Source organism: Variovorax sp. YR566, from assembly GCF_051992195.1.
Lineage (GTDB): Bacteria > Pseudomonadota > Gammaproteobacteria > Burkholderiales > Burkholderiaceae_C > Variovorax.
Genome location: NZ_CP197092.1, coordinates 4,501,549 through 4,517,466, shown reverse-complemented (window position 1 = coordinate 4,517,466; position 15,918 = coordinate 4,501,549). Strand labels below are relative to the sequence as shown.

The following is a 15,918-nucleotide window of genomic DNA, read 5'->3' as shown; positions in this document are numbered from 1 at the left end:
CATGCGCGGCGCGTGTTCATTCCTCTGATCATGTTTTCCCTCGAAGTTCTGAGACGCATATCCCGCGGCTGCGCCGAAGGAACGTGGGTGTCTTTCTGTTCTTGTGCAAATTAAGTTACTTACAACAAAACACACAAATACTCTTAATGCCTCAGATGCTGCGGTTCTCAGGTGACAACGGTTTGACAATCCCCGCGAACGCCAACGCCCAAAAGAAACGGGGCCCGAAGGCCCCGCGTGAGAGAAATGAAAGGAGGAACGTGCTGCTTCAGTCAGCGAATCTGCGCTTCGTAGTCCTTCTCGAGCGCCGCGTGGTTCGTCCAGAAGCCCTGTGGCTTGCGCCCCGCCAGCACCTCGATGAGCACATCGACGTGCGCATGCCACCCGCCCGCCACGCTGACCATGTCCTTGCGGCTTGCCAGCCGGCGATGCGTGAGTACGAGCTGCGTGGTGTTGCCCTGTGGCGTGAGCTCGAAGGTGACTTCCGACGGCGCCGGGCCTTCGTCCCAGCTGATCGTCAGCAGCGTCGGCGCTTCCATGCGCACCAGCCGCGACTTCTGCACGATGGGCTGGCGGCAATCGGCGTAGCGGTCGGGAGCCACTTCGCCAGTGAGTTCGGTGTGGTTGAAGCGCAGGTCGAACATTTCGCCCGGTTTCTGCGCCATGGTGCCGCCGGCCAGCCAGGTGGCGCGCTTGTCGGGATCGGTCAGGTAGGCCCACACGCGCTCGATGGGGGCGGGCAGGGTGCGCTCCATGCGCAGGGTGCCGGGGTCGACCTTCTGGCCGAGGCTGTGCTTGATCGTCATGGGTATGTGCTCCTTGTAAATGAGGAAAGGGGAGATCACTTGCGCGATTTCTCTTCGCGCCGCAGTTTCTGCTCCAGCGCGTCGAGACGGTTGTTCCAGAAGCCTTCGTAGTAGCGCAGCCAGGCATCTGCCGTGGCCAGTGCTGCGGGCTCCAGCCGGCAGACATGCGCGCGGCCCTGCACGGTGCGTGACACCAGGCCCGCGCGCTCCAGCGTCTTCACGTGCTTGGACGCCCCCGCGAAGGACATGCGAAACGGCGCACCGAGTTCGCCCACGCTGCATTCGCCATGAGACAGCAACTGCAGCATGGTGCGGCGCGTGCTGTCGGCCAGGGCGTGGAATACGGCGTCGAGCCGTTCGTCTGCGAGTTCTAGTTCAACCATGAGGTTGAATATAGGCATTTCCAGATCGGCATTCAACTATATGGTTGAATAAACATTGCCGTTACAGCGGATACACCCGGGACGCACAACGCCGTCGGGAGGCTGGATCGACGAGGGTGCCGCTCCTAGGATTCGCTTCGTACCATCCACTCGACCAAAGAAAGAGAAAACGAAATGAACCCTCTAGTCCAGCGCCGAAGCCTGCTGCTTGCCGCCTCCGTCATGCCGCTCGCCAGCGCATGCACTGCGTGGTCTGGTACGGCATCGCAGTCTTCGGCCGAAGCGCAGCTCGCCGCGCTCGAAAGTGCCTCGGGCGGCCGCCTGGGCGTGGTCGGCTTCCACACCGGCAGCGGCGCGCGCATCCAACACCGCCCGCACGAACGCTTTCCGCTGTGCAGCACCTTCAAGCTGATGCTGGCCGCGGCCGTGCTCGAACGCAGCACCAAGGACAGCGGCCTGCTGTCGAGGAACATCAGCTACGGCAAGGCGGATCTGGTCGCCTATTCGCCGATCACCGAGAAGCACGTTGCCACCGGCATGACCGTGGCCGCGATGTGCGCCGCCACCGTCCAGTACAGCGACAACGCGGCCGCCAACCTGCTGCTGAAGGTGCTGGGTGGCCCGCCCGCCGTTACCGCCTTTGCGCGCGGCATCGGCGACCAGGCCTTCAGGCTCGACCGTACCGAGCCCGAGTTCAACACCAGCATTCCCGGCGACCCACGCGACACCACCACGCCCGCGGCCATGGCCGACAGCGTGCAGCGGCTGGCGTTGGGCGATGCGCTGGGCACTGTGCAGCGCGACCAGCTGCAGACCTGGCTGCTGGGCAACACCACGAGCACAGAGCGCTTTCTGGCGGGCGTGCCGGCCGGCTGGAAGGTGGGGGACAAGACCGGATCGGGCTCGTATGGCTCCACGAACGATGTCGGCGTGCTGTGGCCGCCGGCCGGTGCACCGATCGTGCTGTCGGTCTACCTGACCTTTCCGCAGAAGGACGCGAAGGGGCGCAACGATGTCATTGCGTCGGCGACGCGCATTGCGGTGGCCGCGCTGGCAGGCTGATCAGCGAAGGTCGAACAGCGCGGCCGCGTTGCCCCAGGCGATGCGTTGCGCTACGTCGGCCGGCAGATCGCCGAGCCAGGTGCGATAGCCGCGCATCGTTTCGTCATAGGCGCTCCAGCGCTGGTTGACCCAGGTGTCGGAGCCGACCATGAAGCGCCCCGGGTACTTGAGGATCAGCGCACGCCATTCGGGGCACAGCCTGCCGCCTTCGCAGGTCAGCCCCGGGCGGTAAGAGAGTTCGCCCATCAGCAGCGGATAGCGCTCCAGCAGCGCCTGCACCCGTTCGACCGGTGGGCCGCCGATGCCGGTGTGGGCCCAGATCAAGCGCAGGGCCTGCCCCTTCGAAGGCGCGTTTGCCATCAGCAGGTCGATCGCCACGTCGTCGACGTGCGCAAGCACTGCGAGCTTGCGCTGCTCAGCCAGCGCTATCAGCTTCTTCGCCACGGGGCCGTTGGCATCGGCGCTGTCGTACAGGTGGAATTCCCCGAGCCCGCGATAGGGTCCGCTCGCGGTGCCGCGCGCAAGCTCGGTCTGCACCATCTCGTAGATGGTCTCGTCGCGGAACCAGTTGGTGTAGTCGTCGCGATTGCGGTACAGGCGCACGAAGGGCACGACCGCCACGCCCGCGTCACGTGTCTCGCGCGCTGCGGCCAGGGTCTGCGTGCCAGCGTTGGGGCGCGAATTGGCAATGATCGCCTTGACGTTGTTGCGCTGTATGCGCGCGAGCGCCTCGGCGGGCGGGTAAGGGCCGGTGTTGCCGTCCCAGGCTTCCTGGTTGTAGTGCAGGTGCGTGTCGAACAGCGGGCCTGCGTAAGCCGGGGCCTGTCCGTAGGCGCTGGGCGCGATGGTCGTGCAGGCGGCCACAAGCACGGCGGCGATTGGCGCGATGGTTTTCATGCGCTGCTTCGAGCCAGATCAGGCATCCGGGTAGTGCTCGGCCAGCACCTCGCGAACGGTTTCCTGCAGCCCCTCGAACATCTCCGTGACGTTGACTGCCTTGCCGTCCTCGATCCGCTTGGAGATCATGGTCTTGGGAAACAGCAGGAGCGAGGTCTGCTTGTACCGGAGCGCGGGGTCCCGTCCGTACTCGTCCTCGACCATCCACCAGTCGAAATCGGTACGAGTGCTGATGAACACTTTGCCGAATGCGAGGCCCAGCGCCTGAAGGGAGTAGGTGGCTTCAGGCTCGACGAGCTTCGAGTCGATGACTTTCTGCAGTGCGGCGAGGTCTGTCCTTGTACCGGTCAACTCGTGACCGCTGGCTTCGGACACCAGCTCCGACGCGTGCATGAGCTGGGTGGCAATAGCCCGAAGGTCCGACTTAGCAGGGGAAACGATCTTTTGTTCCATGGCGCGAGTATTCCCTCTCAGGTTTGCATGTACTTGTCGGATCTTGACTCTGCCGGCATCGGCTGCGGCTCGCCGATCATCTCGCGCAAGGTCGATTCGATCGTGCGGGACATGGCGTCCAGCGCAAGGTCGTTCGGCGAGGTGCCGAAGGGGTCTTCGATCTCGGCCCCGAGTGCTTCGAGCGCGAAGAAGGTGTAGGCGATGAACGCGACCACCACCGGCGTCATGGGGCCGATGGCGTCCACCAGGCCGAAGGGCAGCAGCACGCAGTACAGGTAGATCGTGCGGTGGATGATGACCGAGTAGGTGAATGGAATCGGCGTGCCCGCGATGCGCTCGCACCCGCCCAGCGCTTCGGTCAGGCGGCCCAGCGGAATTTCCATGGTCTGCGCGAGCGTCGGGTCGAGCTGGCCACCCTTGCGTTTGTCCTGCAGCCATTCGCCGACCATCAGCAGGAGAACGGCCGGCTTGAAGCGCGCGGCCTGCAGGCGGGCGCAGTCTTCGGGCGGCAGCAGCCGCGCGAGTTCGGCCGAGGGATCGGTGCCGCGCAACTGGTGGCGCAGGGCATGCACGAAGGCGATGAGGCGAAGCGTCGGCTTGCCTGCCTCGGCGGGCGCATCGGCCAGCGTCAGCACCTGCCGCACCAGCGAGCGGGTTTCGTTGAGCAGCGTGCCCCACAGGGTGCGCGCCTCCCAGTAGCGCGAATAGCTCGTGCCGTTGCGAAAGCCAAGGAAGATGGCCAGCGTCAGGCCGATGAGCGAGAAGGGCACGAAATTGAGCGGCACCTTCCACTGGAACAGCCGGCCGTGGAGCACCGTCACCAGCACCGCGAAGGCGGTGGTCCACAGGAGCTGCGGCGCTATGTCCAGCAGGACCGAGCCGCGCCACACGAAGAGCATGCGCAGCCAATGAGGGCGGGGTCGGACGATCATCGGTCGGCGATTATCCCCGCACGACCGGCTCGCAGGCCCCTACAGCACGAACCAGCCCACCGCCACGTAGTGGCTCGCAGTGCCTGCCAGCACGAACAGGTGCCACGCACCGTGCGCGTGCCGGAAGCCTTGCCTGTTGCGATAGAACACGGTACCCGCCGTGTAGAGCACGCCGCCGATCAGCAGCCATGCGAGCCCCGCGCCGTCGAGCCGCGCGGCCAGCGGCACGGCGGCCAGCACGCCGAGCCATCCCATTCCGATGTACAGCGCCAGCGAGGGCTTCTTCGCCCCGCCGCCCTTGGCCGGCATCAGCTCGCGCCAGATGCCGAAGAGCGCCGCGCCCCAGATCGTCGCCAGCAGCAGCCAGCCCCATGGGCCTTGCAGCGTGACCAGCGCGAAGGGCGTGTAGGTGCCGGCGATCAGCAGGTAGATCGCGCAGTGGTCGGCACGCTCCCACATGCGCTTGAGCCGCCCGCGCGTGCTGTGGAAGAGGGTGGAGGCCGCATACAGGGCCACGGCCGAGAGCGAGAACACCACCGCCCCCGCAATGCGCGCGGGGTCGCCGGTGGGCACGGTCTTGGCGAGCAGCAGCGCCGTTGCAGGCAGCGCGAGCAGCAGGCCCAACAGGTGGCTGTATCCGTTGAGTCGTTCTCCGGGGTACATCGTGCTGGCTGCCTTTCGCCGTTCTGCCTCAGCGGCCCGTTTCCTTCAGGTAGGTCTTGCGCGCCGCGAACGCCGTGTTCGCGAAGTCCGAGAACACGCCGTCGATGCCGGCGCGGAAGTACGCCAGGTACTCGGCTGTCGGGTCGCCCTTGTAGATGCCGGCCAGGTACTTCGCCTCGTTGCGGAAGGTGTAGCTGTGCACGAACAGGCCGGCCTTGTGTGCATCGGCGATCAGGCTGGTGGGCTTGATGGTGTTCACGTCGGCCAGGCCCTTGTTGGGCGTGACGAAGGGCACGATGGTGTGGGCCATGACCTGCGGCTTCCACGGGCCGATGCCGTCGGCATAGGTCTTCACGTCGGCCAGGCCCGCGGGCGTGAGCATCTCGCCGAACCACTTGGGGTTGCCGGCCAGCGTCCAGCTGTAGGGGCGGCCGTCGACGAAGGTGTAGACGTCCTTGGTGACGTAGATCATCTCGCCAGTCTGGTAGTTGACGTCGTTGCCGTCCACCAGTTGCACGGCGCGGGCCTTCATGCCGGCCGAGCGCAGGTACTTCAGGCTCTCGGGCTCGAAGCTCTGCACGAAGATCGGCGCGTCTTTCCGGTTGAGATCGTTGAAATTCATGATCTTCAGCAGCGCGTCTTCCAGCGGATGGCTGCCCGCAGGGCCGCAGCCGTTGGCAATGGCCTGCGCGTTGTTCCAGATCGGGTTCTTGGTTTCCGGGTACACGGTGAGCGTGCGGCCGGTGGAGGCGCTCTTGGCCTTGGCGATGTCGATCACTTCCTGGAAGCTCAGGATCGGCAGCTTGCCGTTGAGGTCGGTTGGGCGCTGGTCCTTGGCGTCGTAGGTGGTGCCGCGAATCCACTGGCGCAGCTCGTCCATCGTGAAGTCGGTGATGGACCAGTCGTTGGTGTGGTCCTCGCCGTCGACGATGAGCGACTTGAGCACAGACTTCGGATCGCTCGGGTCGGTCAGGTCGCTCAGGTACTGGGCCGGGCCGTTGGCCTCGATGGCCGGGTACTTCACGTCGACCAGCACGCCGGGCACGGTGCGCTTGCGGCCCGCAACGGTGGTGTTGGTCGCGGCGACGTCGGCGATGTTGGTGTTGTCGCTGAGCCAGGGGTTGTGACGTGCGACGAGCACGCAGTCCTTGGTGAGGTGCAGGTCGGTCTCGAGCGAATCGGCACCGGCATCGGCCGCGGCTTCGTAGGCGACCTTGGTTTCTTCGGGGTACAGCCCCGGCAGGCCGCGATGTCCGATGACCAGCGGGACCGAGCCGTCGAGCGTGCCCAGCGGTGCGGGGGCAGGGGGAGCCGGGGCGGGTGCGGGCGCCGGTGCAGGCGGGAGGACCGGGAACGAGACGCCCCCATCGCTGCCGCCGCCACATGCGGCTATCACGAGGCAGCCACCGATGGCCGCGATGGCGGCGCGAACCGGGCGGGGCGCGGGAACGTTCTTTTTCATGTGAAGTTTTCGAATGTTTGTTGAAAGAGAAACGAAAGCCGCCGGATGCTAGGTTTGCCCCGTGACGGGACAGTGACCAGCGAGTGCCCGCTGACGAGCCCCGAGATCACGCAGGCGCGTAGGTGCGACCAGTGCGTGCGAACGTGCTTGGCGACAGCCCCACCGAGCGGCTGAAGGCAGTGCTGAACGCGCTTGCCGACTGATAGCCGATTGCATGCGCGACCTCTCCAAGCGAAAGACCGTCATGCCACAGCATGTCCTTGGCCAGAGCCATCCGCCATCGCAGCACGTACTCCATCGGGGGCACACCAAGAATCTGTGTGAAGCGGGCGGCAAATGCGGCACGCGACATTCCGACCTTCTTCGCGAGAACCTCGATGGTCCAGCGCCGTGCCACGTCCTCGTGAATAAGCCGCAGCGCATCCGCCATTCGCGCATTTGCCAGGCCCGCCAGGAGCCCGGAAATCGGCGCGTCGTCTTGTGTCGGCCGCCAGCGCAGGGCCTCGATCAGCATGATCTCGACAAGGCGCGTCAGGATGGCGTCGCCACCGGGTCTTGGCGTCGTGTTCTCTTCATCGATGGCGCGCGCAATCCACGTCAAGCGCGCCGCTCCGCTGTCAGCGGCCTTGATGTGGACCACTGTCGGCAGGAGCCCCACCAGCAGCGGGGCACTCGTCGGGTCGAACAGGAAGTAGCCGCCAAGCATCCTGACTGCCGCCTCGTCCCCCTGGGTGCCATGGCGGATCTCTCCCGCCGGGCTTGCATCTGCGATGCGCATGGTGGGGCGATCCATGGCCTCGAGGTCGCTGCCCATCCGGAAGCCGGGCGTTGCCGGCAGCAAGACGTAGTCCCCGGGTTCCATCAGGAAGGGCTCTGCCGAGTCCAGGCTCAGCCAGCACGAGCCTTTCAGCATCAGGCAGAAGCTGGGCTGTCCGTAGTTCGGGTATTGCACTGCCCAGCTACCCGCGCCGCTGACGAACTTCGACAGAACGGTTCGTGGACGGAGCAAAGCCACGATGGAAGCCAGTGGGTCAGCGTTTAGACGATCGCGCATGAAATCGAGATTAGGCGGGATGGATCGTCTTGGTCAAGAACCCTAGCATCGGACCGATCTTCAAAGGACATCGAACATGAAAACTGTACTTATCACTGGCTGCTCTTCGGGTTACGGCAAAACCACGGCAGGGCATTTCCTCAAGCAAGGCTGGAACGTCGTCGCGACGATGCGCAAACCGGATCCGGCGTTTCTGGGTGAGCCTTCGCAGCGCTTGCGCGTGGTCCAGCTCGACGTGACGAACAACGACAGCATCGTGCAAGCCATCGGCCAAGGCATCGCCGCCTTCGGCAAGATCGACGTGCTGGTAAACAACGCGGGAATCGGCTTGTTCTCGGCCTTCGAGGTGACGCCAATGGAAACCGTGCGCGAGGTGTTCGAGACCAACACCTTCGGCGTCATGGCAATGACCCAGGCCATGATTCCGCTCATGCGCGAGCGCGGGGAAGGGGCCATCGTCAACGTGACGTCCAGCGTCTGCTTTGCCGGCATGCCGATGGTTGCGCCCTATGCGGCGAGCAAGTTCGCCATCGAAGGGTTCACCGAGGCCCTGTTCTTCGAACTCGAATCCGTCGGCGTGCGCGTCAGGCTTGTGGAGCCCGGCTATGGTCCCGGGACAGCCTTCACGGCAAATGGCATGGACCGCATGAACGGCTTGATCTCGCCGCCGTACCAGGCGTATGCAGGGCAGCTCATGGCGCAGTTCGGGACTGCCGGCGCGGTGACGACTCCGGATCAGGTCGCGGCTGCCGTCTTCGCTGCTGCTACGGAAGAGTCCGAAACGCTGCGCTTCCCGGCCGGACCGGACAGTGCCCACTTGGCCAATGCACGGTGGAACAGCACCGACGAGCAATTCCTGACAGGAATGCGGTCGATGCTGCGCATGAAGAGGTGAGTCGAGGCGCTCACGGCCGCGTACCCACCAGCACCGGCTGGAAGAACGCGCCGTCGATGCGCCGAACGTCCTTCAGCCCCGCGTCTTGCATGAGCTTGCACAGCCGCATCGTCGATATGGCGTAGTAGCGCGATCGCATCACGCGCGTGCTCACTGCATGCGTGGCGAGGTCTTCCGTGACGAAGAAGAAGCCAAGGTCGTAGTGCTCGCCCGTGCCTCGGTCATCGAAATCCCAGACCTGGAACAGCACATGGCGTTGGCCGTTCTCCACGCGTGCGCCGTAGTGCTTCACGATGTTGCTGCCGCGCTCTTCCTTCGCGTAGTCGCGCACGCTGACGACGCAGCCGCCGCCCGGGCGCAGGCAGGCGGTCATCTGGCGCAGGGCGGTCAGCAGGTCGGAGTCGGTCTGCAGATGCGGCATCGAGTTGTCGCACGACATCACGATGTCGAAGCCGCCGCCGTGGTGCGTGTGCGCCTCGCGCATGTCGCATACCGAGAAAGCGATGTCGAGGCCGCGCAGTTTTGCTTCATGCCGCGCGCGTTCGATCTCGTTGGCCGAAAGGTCGGAGGCCGTCACCATGTGGTCGAGGGCCGCGAGCCCGAGCGTTTGCGTGCCGATGCCGCACGACACGTCGAGCACTTTGCGATGCGCGCCACCACCGGGCCATTCGGCCTCGATGAGCTGCGAGAGCTTGTCGCCCTGCAGGCGGATGCTCTCGCTCCAGTCCGGATAGATCAGGTGATAGAGCGGTGCGAGCTCGTCGTAGAAATCGTCGGTCATACGCTTTATCGTGGCACCTTGCCCACGGTGTTCGGCGCCCGGAGAAAGTCGAAGTCCACGCCCTTGTCGGCCTGCATCACGGTCTGCAGGAACAGCTTCTTGTAGCCGCGCTCGGCGGAGGGCTCGACCACCGTCGTTTCCGTCGCGCGGCGTGCCAGTTCTTCGTCCGTCACCAGCAGTGAGATCTCGCGCTTGGCCACGCTGAGCCGAATGCGGTCGCCGCTGCGAACATAAGCCAGCGGCCCGCCGATGGCCGACTCGGGCGTCACGTGCAGCACGATGGTGCCGAATGCGGTGCCGCTCATGCGACCGTCGGAGATGCGCACGATGTCTTTCACGCCGGCGCGCGCGAGCTTGCGTGGAATGGGGATGTAGCCCGCCTCGGGCATGCCAGGCGCCCCCTTGGGGCCGATGTTCTTGAGCACCAGCACGTCTTGCGGCGTGACGTCGAGCTCGTCGCTGTCGATGCGTTGCACCAGGTCTTCGGCGTTCTCGAAGACCACCGCACGGCCCTCGTGCTCCATCAGCGCCGGGTCGGCGGCCGATTGCTTGATGATCGCGCCGCCCGGCGCCAGGTTGCCCCACAGCACTGCGATGCCGCCCTGCGGATAGATCGGCTGGCTGGCGGGCCGCACCACGTCCTGCCTGAAGCCTGGCCCTGCACGCTCGATTTCCTCGCCCAGTGTGCGGCCCGTGACCGTGAGTGCATCGAGGTGCAGCAGTGGCTTGAGTTCGCGCAGCAGCGTGGCCATGCCGCCTGCGGCGTGGAAGTCTTCCATGTAGTGCTGGCCCGAGGGCTTCAGGTCGAGCAGCACCGGCGTTTCGCGGCCCATGCGGTCGAGCGCGAGCAGGTCGATGTCCAGGCCCATGCGGCCGGCAATGGCCGCGAGGTGCACGATGCCGTTGGTCGAACCGCCGATGGCCAGCAGCACGCGCATCGCGTTCTCGAAGGCGGCGGGGGTCAGCACCTTGTCGATGGTGAGGTGGTCGCGCGCGATCTGCACGGCCTGCGCGCCGGTCTGCTCGGCAATGCGGATGCGGTCTGCCGTTACGGCCGGTGGCGAGGCACCACCCGGCATCGTCATGCCCAGCGCCTCGGCAATGCAGGCCATGGTGCTGGCCGTGCCCATCACCGAGCAGGTGCCCACGCTCGCGACCAGCTGGTTGTTGACGTCGGCGGTTTCCTCGGCGTCGATCTCGCCCGCGCGATACCTGCCCCAGTAGCGCCGGCAGTCGGTGCAGGCGCCCACGCGTTCGCCGCGGTGGCTGCCCGTGAGCATCGAGCCGGTGATGAGCTGGATCGACGGCAGGCCGGCGGAGGCCGCGCCCATGAGCTGCGCCGGCACGGTCTTGTCGCAGCCGCCGATGAGCACTACGGCGTCCATGGGCTGCGCGCGCACCATCTCCTCGGTGTCCATCGACATCAGGTTGCGCAGGTACATGCTGGTCGGCGCGGCGAAGCTCTCGTGCACCGAGATGGTCGGAAAGTCCATCGGCAGGCCGCCCGCGAGCATCACGCCGCGCTTGACGGCCTCAATGAGTTGAGGCGCATTGCCATGGCAGGGGTTGTAGGCGCTGCCGGTGTTGGCGATGCCGACCACGGGGCGATCGAGCGCCGCATCGGTGTAGCCCGCGCCCTTGATGAAGGCCTTGCGCAGGAAGAGCGAGAAGCCGCGGTCGCCATAGCTGGTCAGGCCCTTGCGCATGCCCGCGTTGCTGTTGTCGGTGTTGTCGTCGGGCTCGAAGAGAGATTCGGACATGGGACGTGGGTTTGTTGTTCGTCGGAACTGGTATTTGACTCGCTGACAGCTTTTCCGGCTTTTCTTTCAGCGCGCGCCTTCGGCCAGTGCAGCCTCGTAGACAGCAAGGTCGCCCGGCGAGAAGCAGCAGAAGACGACTTCCTCCACTGACGTGAAGACCGCCAGCGCTTCGCGCACGGTGCTCACCGCGACCTTTACCGCCAGCTCGACGGGATAGCCATAGATGCCCGTGCTGATGCTCGGAAACGCGATGCTGCCCACCCCTTGCCCGGCGGCGAGCGCCATCGAGCGCCGGTAGCACGACGCGAGCAGTTCGGGCTCGCCCGCCTCGCCACCACGCCACACAGGGCCGACCGTGTGGATGATGAAGCGGGCAGGCAGGCGGTAGCCCTTCGTGAGCTTGGCATCGCCCGTCTTGCAGCCGCCCAGCAGCCGGCATTCGTGCACCAGCTCCGGCCCGGCCGCGCGATGGATGGCGCCGTCCACTCCGCCGCCGCCGAGCAGCGATGAGTTGGCGGCGTTGACGATGGCGTCGAGCTGCAGCGTGGTGATGTCGGCGCGGATGGCGCGAAGGGTGGTCGTCATGGTGCGGTGGCTCGGGGGCTGGCATCGTAGGCGCGCGGGCCGGAGTCGGGCAAACCCGCTTTCGATGTTTGTTGCAAATATTTACGATTCCCGGGTCGGGCGCATTTGCCCGGCGTCCGCCCGCTGCCATGGCGTCGATCTTGCATACGGCCGGACTGTTCTCAACCCGAGGGAGAGTCGATGAAAAGCTTGTTGCCATGGCGCCGCGCCGGTGTTCTTTGCATGGCGCTCGCAGGGGCGGTAGCCGCCCATGCGCAGGTGCTGCAGTTCAAGTGGGGCCATGTCTACGAGCCCACGAGCATCTTCCACCAGCAGGCAGAGCTTGCGGCGCGCAAGATCGCCGAGCAGTCCGACGGCAAGATCAAGATCGAGGTGGTGCCGTCTTCCAAGCTGGGGCAGGAGGCCGACTTTCCGCTGATGCTGGCGAACGACTCGGTGCAGATCGCCTACGTCGGGCAGGCCACGCTGGCCGAGGGCTATCCGCCGCTGAGCCTGGGGAGCTATCCCTTCGCTTTCAAGGACCTCGACCACATGCGCAAATACCTGGCGAGCCCGTTGCTGGCCGACCTGATGAAGGGCTACAACGAGCGGAGCGGCAACCGCATGGTGGCCGCCGTGTACTACGGCGCGCGCCAGGTCACGTCGGCCAAGCCGCTGTCGAAGCCTGAAGACTTCCGCGACCTGCGCCTTTACGTGCCCGCCGCCGCGGCCTACCAGCTGTTTGCTACCGCGCTCGACGCCAAGCCGGTGACGCTGCCTTTCATGAGCCTCTACAGCGCGCTCAAGAAGAACGAAGTGGAGGCGCAGGAAAACCCGCTGGACATCGTCAAGTCGAAGAAGCTCTACGAAGTGCAGAAGTACGTGCTGCTGACGGCGCACGTCTACGACACGCTGGGCATCGTCATCGGCAAGGCCGCATGGGCCAGGCTCGCGCCGGCGCAGCAGGCGATGGTCGAGAAGGTACTGGTGGAAACCGCGAAGTGGACCAACGTCGGCGTGATCGCCGGCGAGCTTGAGGACGAGAAATTCCTGCGCGACAAGGGCATGACCGTGGCGCCGGTCAACCGGCAGCTGTTCCTGGAGCGGATCGTCAAGCGCTCGACGCCCGAGCAGGTAGGGGCGCGGCCGGGCGACTACGCAAAGCTGCAGGCGCTGGCAGGGGCGAACTAAGGCGCTTCGAAAGCGCGAAGCAACGTCTGTGACAGCTCGGCCACGAGCGCTTCGCGCTGGGGCGAGGGGCGCCAGAAACTGCGCGTTGCAATGCCTGTCGATTCCCACTCGGGATGGTTGCGTGCCGGCTGCGCGCCGCGCACCGCGGCCGCGGCGGCTCGCGTGGGGGAATCGCCGTCCTGGGGCGATTCGGCGGCGATGCGCTGCGTGGCCGCATGGCCGCGCTGCTCCAGCGCCTGCGTGAGCTTCAGCTGCCACGCGACCAGCGTGAACAGCACGCCGTCTTCCACGGTGAGTTCGTGCACGTCGCGCAGCTTGTTGGCCAGCTTGCGGCCGAGCGGCCCCCAGCCCTGCGACACCGCACCGCCGATGGCGCCACCCAGCGCAGCGCCCGCGCCGAGCGAGATGCCGGCCACGGCCAGGTCGGCCACCACGCCCACCGCCGCGCCGATGACCGCGCCCTTGCCGAGGCGCAGGCCCGCGTCCTTCATGGCCTCGGGGCTGAAGAAGTCGAGCGTCCAGCGGCCTTCGATCATCGGCAGCGGGGCCTCATCGGCGTCGCCCTGGCGAAAGCCGTAGAGCGCGAGCAGGTCGTCGGTGCAGCGCTGGGCCTTGTCGAACACGGCCTTCTGTAGTGCTGCGACGAGGGCCTGCCGTCGCGCGGCGTCGGCAAATTCGGTGGAGGACACCGTGCGGCGCACCGCAGCGGCATCGACCAGCAGGGCGGCGATGCGCGTGCAGGCAGACTGGCGGCGTTGTACCGCTTCGTCGGCCAGTGCATCGACAACGCCGTGCAGCAGGTCGCGGCGCTCGCGCAGCAGCGTGGCCAGGTCGTTGTACAAGTCCTGCTCGGCGCCGACGAACGGGGCAGCCGCGTCGAAGCGCACCTGCACGTGCAGGCCGTAGGCCGAGAGCAGTTCTTTCCACGCCGGCTCGCGGCTGGCCGCATCGCGCACGAAATTCAGCACCGGCAGAACAGGGCGCGCGCAGGAGTTGAGCAACTCGATCTCGTCGCGGAACTTGGGCAGCACCGGTTCGCGCACATCGATGACGAGAAAGGCCGCGTCGATGTCGAGCATGGTGCGCAGCACCTTGGCCTCCTGCTCGAACACGCCGTGGGCTTCGGGGCCCTGCAAGAACTGGCGGATGCGGTCGGGGGGCGTCGCTTGCGCATCGAAGCCGGCGAGGTGCTCGCGCAGCGCGACGGCGTCTTCGAGGCCCGGCGTGTCGAAGAAGCGCACGGCGGCTTCGCCGTTCACGTCGAGGTCGACCGATTCGACATGGCGCGTGGTGCCGGGGCGCTGCGACACCTCGCCGAAGCCGATGCGCCGCGTGAGCGTGCGCAGCAGCGAAGTCTTGCCGGCGTTGGTGTGGCCGACGACGGCGATGCGGATGGGCTGTTGCGTCATGGGGCGATCGCGCTTTCCGGCAAGGCGATGTCCAGGCGATCGCTGGCGGTGATGCGCTCCAGGCCAGTGTCGCGCAGCCAGTCGAGCCATCGCTGCGTGGCGCTCGCACCGGGCGCGTCGGCCAGCCACAGGCGGCACTCGCCGCAATGCGCCAGCACTTCGCGCAGGAAGCGTTCGGTGCCGCGGTCGGGGCTCGATGCGGCGTGGCACACCAGCAGTACCGTGCGCGGATGGGTATGGGCCAACTGGTCGAGCAGGGCGCGGCGCGCGGGCGCACTGCCGTCGATGCGCTGCGCCTGCGTCGCGACGCCGGCGGGCAGGGCGGCTGGAGGCCACGGCATGTCGGGCGGCAGTTCGAAGCCGACGACGAAGAGGGCGTCATGCAGTTCCGAGGCCGGCAGGCCCGTGGGCACGGCGCCGCGCGTGCGGCCCGGATCGGCATCGACGATGGCCGCCGGCGCCAACGCGGCAAAGCGGGCCAGCAGCTTGCGGTAGTAGGGCTCGCGCCAGTCGGGCTGCAGCGCCTTGCGGCGGCGCTTCCAGACAAAGGCGCTCAGCAGCACGAGCACGACGCGCGGCAGCAGCCCGTAGACGACGATGCAGCCGGTCAGCCACAGTGCCCAGGTGCGCTGGCCTGCAGCGCCGGGAGTTGCGGCCAGCACGGTGGCGGCATCGGGCACCGGAAAGCCAAGCTTTGCTGGCGCCCAGCCCAGCACCTGCACCACGCGCACGAAGAAATCCGGGTCAAGAATCGTCGTCTCCCAGCTCAACGTGTAGCTGCGAAACGCGAGCGCGAACAGCATCGCGGCCAGCACCACGGCAAACGACAGCGACCAGATGCCGTGGCTCACCAGCCCGAAGGCCCACGGCAACAGCTTTGCGCGGGACAGCAGCCCCGTGGTCGCACGCACCAGCACCGGCGCCTGTCCACGCTTGCCGCCCGCCACCCGCGCGGTGAGCGACAGCCAGATCCAGCCGAGCGATGCGGTATTGAACGAGCCGAGCGGCATCCACAGGCCCGCGAGCCACAGCAGCAGCGTGAGCGCGTGCAGGCCCAGCAGGCTCACGAGCGCGACGATCACGTTGATGTGGCGCTCGCCGCCTCCGACCACGCTGCCCGCCAGCCCGAGACCGGCCATGACGATCAGCGCCACCAGCGCGAGCAGCACCCACGGCGCCCACTGCCGGGCACGTGCGAGTTCAGGCTGCAGGCCGATGCGCTCGCCGAGCTGGAGCGCGCGTTCGGTGACTTGCCCGTGGGCATCGGCTGTGCGCGAGGCGGCGATGCGAAGGGCTTGCGCGTCGTCGAGCGGGCCGCTCTGTTCGGTCCATCGGATCGCCTCGGTGATCACCGCATCCGGAAAAGCAGATTCGCGCAGCGCGGTGTTGGTCAACAGGGTCCCTTCGCAGCCAATCGGTCAATGAGGCCCCGCACGGCGCCGGGGCGCGCAAATTATGCCCGGCGAGCTTCGGGCGGCCACGACGAGAAACGGGGCCGCAAGCGGCCCCGTTGTGCATGGCGCGGGAGTCGGTGGCGCTGCCCGGTCTCAGCGAAGGCCGAAGAACGAAAGCACAGCTACGACAACCACGACCAGACCGACGATGT

At 66.5% G+C, this 15,918-nt stretch carries 16 protein-coding genes; 3 read left to right on the top strand and 13 right to left on the bottom strand.

The window, feature by feature from the left end:
• Nucleotides 1-272 precede the first annotated feature (272 nt).
• Nucleotides 273-806: an SRPBCC family protein gene (locus ACTG4X_RS21245; protein ID WP_097198925.1), complete on the bottom strand. Its 534-nt coding sequence runs from the start codon at nucleotides 804-806 to the stop codon at nucleotides 273-275.
• A gap of 35 nt (nucleotides 807-841) precedes the next feature.
• Nucleotides 842-1,189, bottom strand: a complete 348-nt coding sequence (locus ACTG4X_RS21240; RefSeq protein WP_440531837.1) for an ArsR/SmtB family transcription factor — start codon at nucleotides 1,187-1,189, stop codon at nucleotides 842-844.
• 174 nt (nucleotides 1,190-1,363) lie between these two features.
• Between ACTG4X_RS21240 and bla the strand changes: the two genes are divergently transcribed.
• Nucleotides 1,364-2,251 carry a class A beta-lactamase gene (gene bla / locus ACTG4X_RS21235; protein WP_440531836.1) on the top strand — a complete coding sequence of 296 codons (888 nt, stop codon included), beginning with the start codon at nucleotides 1,364-1,366 and terminating at the stop codon, nucleotides 2,249-2,251.
• Here bla and ACTG4X_RS21230 read toward each other — a convergent pair whose 3' ends face one another.
• The 6 genes from ACTG4X_RS21230 to ACTG4X_RS21205 all read right to left on the bottom strand — a co-directional run bounded on the left by ACTG4X_RS21230 (nucleotide 2,252) and on the right by ACTG4X_RS21205 (nucleotide 7,712).
• Nucleotides 2,252-3,148 (bottom strand): amidohydrolase family protein, encoded by an 897-nt coding sequence (locus ACTG4X_RS21230; protein ID WP_440531835.1) that lies wholly within the window; start codon nucleotides 3,146-3,148, stop codon nucleotides 2,252-2,254.
• 18 nt (nucleotides 3,149-3,166) lie between these two features.
• Complete coding sequence (locus ACTG4X_RS21225) at nucleotides 3,167-3,601, bottom strand: DUF3806 domain-containing protein (protein ID WP_256216612.1); 435 nt, start codon at nucleotides 3,599-3,601, stop codon at nucleotides 3,167-3,169.
• Nucleotides 3,602-3,618: 17 nt separating this feature from the next.
• On the bottom strand, nucleotides 3,619-4,533 hold the full coding sequence (locus tag ACTG4X_RS21220; RefSeq protein WP_440531834.1) for a bestrophin family protein: 915 nt from the start codon (nucleotides 4,531-4,533) through the stop codon (nucleotides 3,619-3,621).
• 39 nt (nucleotides 4,534-4,572) lie between these two features.
• The gene (gene trhA, locus ACTG4X_RS21215) at nucleotides 4,573-5,196 is read right to left on the bottom strand and encodes a PAQR family membrane homeostasis protein TrhA (RefSeq protein WP_440531833.1); all 624 of its coding nucleotides are present in this window, start codon (nucleotides 5,194-5,196) and stop codon (nucleotides 4,573-4,575) included.
• Between the two features lie 28 nt (nucleotides 5,197-5,224).
• On the bottom strand, nucleotides 5,225-6,658 hold the full coding sequence (locus ACTG4X_RS21210; RefSeq protein WP_440531832.1) for a glycerophosphodiester phosphodiesterase family protein: 1,434 nt from the start codon (nucleotides 6,656-6,658) through the stop codon (nucleotides 5,225-5,227).
• 106 nt (nucleotides 6,659-6,764) lie between these two features.
• Nucleotides 6,765-7,712, bottom strand: coding sequence for an AraC family transcriptional regulator (locus ACTG4X_RS21205; protein WP_440531831.1), 948 nt, complete (start codon nucleotides 7,710-7,712; stop codon nucleotides 6,765-6,767).
• A 76-nt stretch (nucleotides 7,713-7,788) separates the two neighbouring features.
• Here ACTG4X_RS21205 and ACTG4X_RS21200 point away from each other — a divergent pair, with 76 nt between their 5' ends.
• On the top strand, nucleotides 7,789-8,607 hold the full coding sequence (locus ACTG4X_RS21200; protein WP_440531830.1) for an SDR family oxidoreductase: 819 nt from the start codon (nucleotides 7,789-7,791) through the stop codon (nucleotides 8,605-8,607).
• Between the two features lie 10 nt (nucleotides 8,608-8,617).
• Here ACTG4X_RS21200 and ACTG4X_RS21195 read toward each other — a convergent pair whose 3' ends face one another.
• The 3 genes from ACTG4X_RS21195 to ACTG4X_RS21185 all read right to left on the bottom strand — a co-directional run bounded on the left by ACTG4X_RS21195 (nucleotide 8,618) and on the right by ACTG4X_RS21185 (nucleotide 11,733).
• Nucleotides 8,618-9,388 carry a class I SAM-dependent methyltransferase gene (locus ACTG4X_RS21195; RefSeq protein WP_440531829.1) on the bottom strand — a complete coding sequence of 257 codons (771 nt, stop codon included), beginning with the start codon at nucleotides 9,386-9,388 and terminating at the stop codon, nucleotides 8,618-8,620.
• A 5-nt stretch (nucleotides 9,389-9,393) separates the two neighbouring features.
• A complete protein-coding gene (locus tag ACTG4X_RS21190) occupies nucleotides 9,394-11,148 on the bottom strand; it encodes an IlvD/Edd family dehydratase (RefSeq protein ID WP_440531828.1) in 1,755 nt (584 codons plus the stop codon).
• A 66-nt stretch (nucleotides 11,149-11,214) separates the two neighbouring features.
• On the bottom strand, nucleotides 11,215-11,733 hold the full coding sequence (locus tag ACTG4X_RS21185) for an O-acetyl-ADP-ribose deacetylase (protein ID WP_440531827.1): 519 nt from the start codon (nucleotides 11,731-11,733) through the stop codon (nucleotides 11,215-11,217).
• 180 nt (nucleotides 11,734-11,913) lie between these two features.
• Here ACTG4X_RS21185 and ACTG4X_RS21180 point away from each other — a divergent pair, with 180 nt between their 5' ends.
• Nucleotides 11,914-12,903, top strand: coding sequence for a sialic acid TRAP transporter substrate-binding protein SiaP (locus ACTG4X_RS21180; protein WP_440531826.1), 990 nt, complete (start codon nucleotides 11,914-11,916; stop codon nucleotides 12,901-12,903).
• Here ACTG4X_RS21180 and ACTG4X_RS21175 read toward each other — a convergent pair.
• Nucleotides 12,900-14,312: a GTPase/DUF3482 domain-containing protein gene (locus ACTG4X_RS21175; protein WP_093073379.1), complete on the bottom strand. Its 1,413-nt coding sequence runs from the start codon at nucleotides 14,310-14,312 to the stop codon at nucleotides 12,900-12,902. The genes ACTG4X_RS21180 and ACTG4X_RS21175 overlap by 4 nt on opposite strands.
• A complete protein-coding gene (locus ACTG4X_RS21170) occupies nucleotides 14,309-15,706 on the bottom strand; it encodes a DUF2868 domain-containing protein (protein WP_440531825.1) in 1,398 nt (465 codons plus the stop codon). Before ACTG4X_RS21170 ends, ACTG4X_RS21175 begins: the two co-directional genes overlap by 4 nt.
• Between the last annotated feature and the right edge of the window lie 212 nt (nucleotides 15,707-15,918).

What these genes read in the sequence shown, in the direction of transcription:
- ACTG4X_RS21195 (WP_440531829.1), bottom strand. Translation starts at nt 9,388, where the DNA reads ATGACCGACGATTTCTACGACGAGCTCGCACCGCTCTATCACCTGATC.
- ACTG4X_RS21240 (WP_440531837.1), bottom strand. Translation starts at nt 1,189, where the DNA reads ATGGTTGAACTAGAACTCGCAGACGAACGGCTCGACGCCGTATTCCAC.
- ACTG4X_RS21185 (WP_440531827.1), bottom strand. Translation starts at nt 11,733, where the DNA reads ATGACGACCACCCTTCGCGCCATCCGCGCCGACATCACCACGCTGCAG.
- bla (WP_440531836.1), top strand. Translation starts at nt 1,364, where the DNA reads ATGAACCCTCTAGTCCAGCGCCGAAGCCTGCTGCTTGCCGCCTCCGTC.
- ACTG4X_RS21175 (WP_093073379.1), bottom strand. Translation starts at nt 14,312, where the DNA reads ATGACGCAACAGCCCATCCGCATCGCCGTCGTCGGCCACACCAACGCC.
- ACTG4X_RS21220 (WP_440531834.1), bottom strand. Translation starts at nt 4,533, where the DNA reads ATGATCGTCCGACCCCGCCCTCATTGGCTGCGCATGCTCTTCGTGTGG.
- ACTG4X_RS21210 (WP_440531832.1), bottom strand. Translation starts at nt 6,658, where the DNA reads ATGAAAAAGAACGTTCCCGCGCCCCGCCCGGTTCGCGCCGCCATCGCG.
- ACTG4X_RS21180 (WP_440531826.1), top strand. Translation starts at nt 11,914, where the DNA reads ATGAAAAGCTTGTTGCCATGGCGCCGCGCCGGTGTTCTTTGCATGGCG.
- ACTG4X_RS21225 (WP_256216612.1), bottom strand. Translation starts at nt 3,601, where the DNA reads ATGGAACAAAAGATCGTTTCCCCTGCTAAGTCGGACCTTCGGGCTATT.
- ACTG4X_RS21245 (WP_097198925.1), bottom strand. Translation starts at nt 806, where the DNA reads ATGACGATCAAGCACAGCCTCGGCCAGAAGGTCGACCCCGGCACCCTG.
- ACTG4X_RS21200 (WP_440531830.1), top strand. Translation starts at nt 7,789, where the DNA reads ATGAAAACTGTACTTATCACTGGCTGCTCTTCGGGTTACGGCAAAACC.
- ACTG4X_RS21230 (WP_440531835.1), bottom strand. Translation starts at nt 3,148, where the DNA reads ATGAAAACCATCGCGCCAATCGCCGCCGTGCTTGTGGCCGCCTGCACG.
- ACTG4X_RS21205 (WP_440531831.1), bottom strand. Translation starts at nt 7,712, where the DNA reads ATGCGCGATCGTCTAAACGCTGACCCACTGGCTTCCATCGTGGCTTTG.
- trhA (WP_440531833.1), bottom strand. Translation starts at nt 5,196, where the DNA reads ATGTACCCCGGAGAACGACTCAACGGATACAGCCACCTGTTGGGCCTG.
- ACTG4X_RS21190 (WP_440531828.1), bottom strand. Translation starts at nt 11,148, where the DNA reads ATGTCCGAATCTCTCTTCGAGCCCGACGACAACACCGACAACAGCAAC.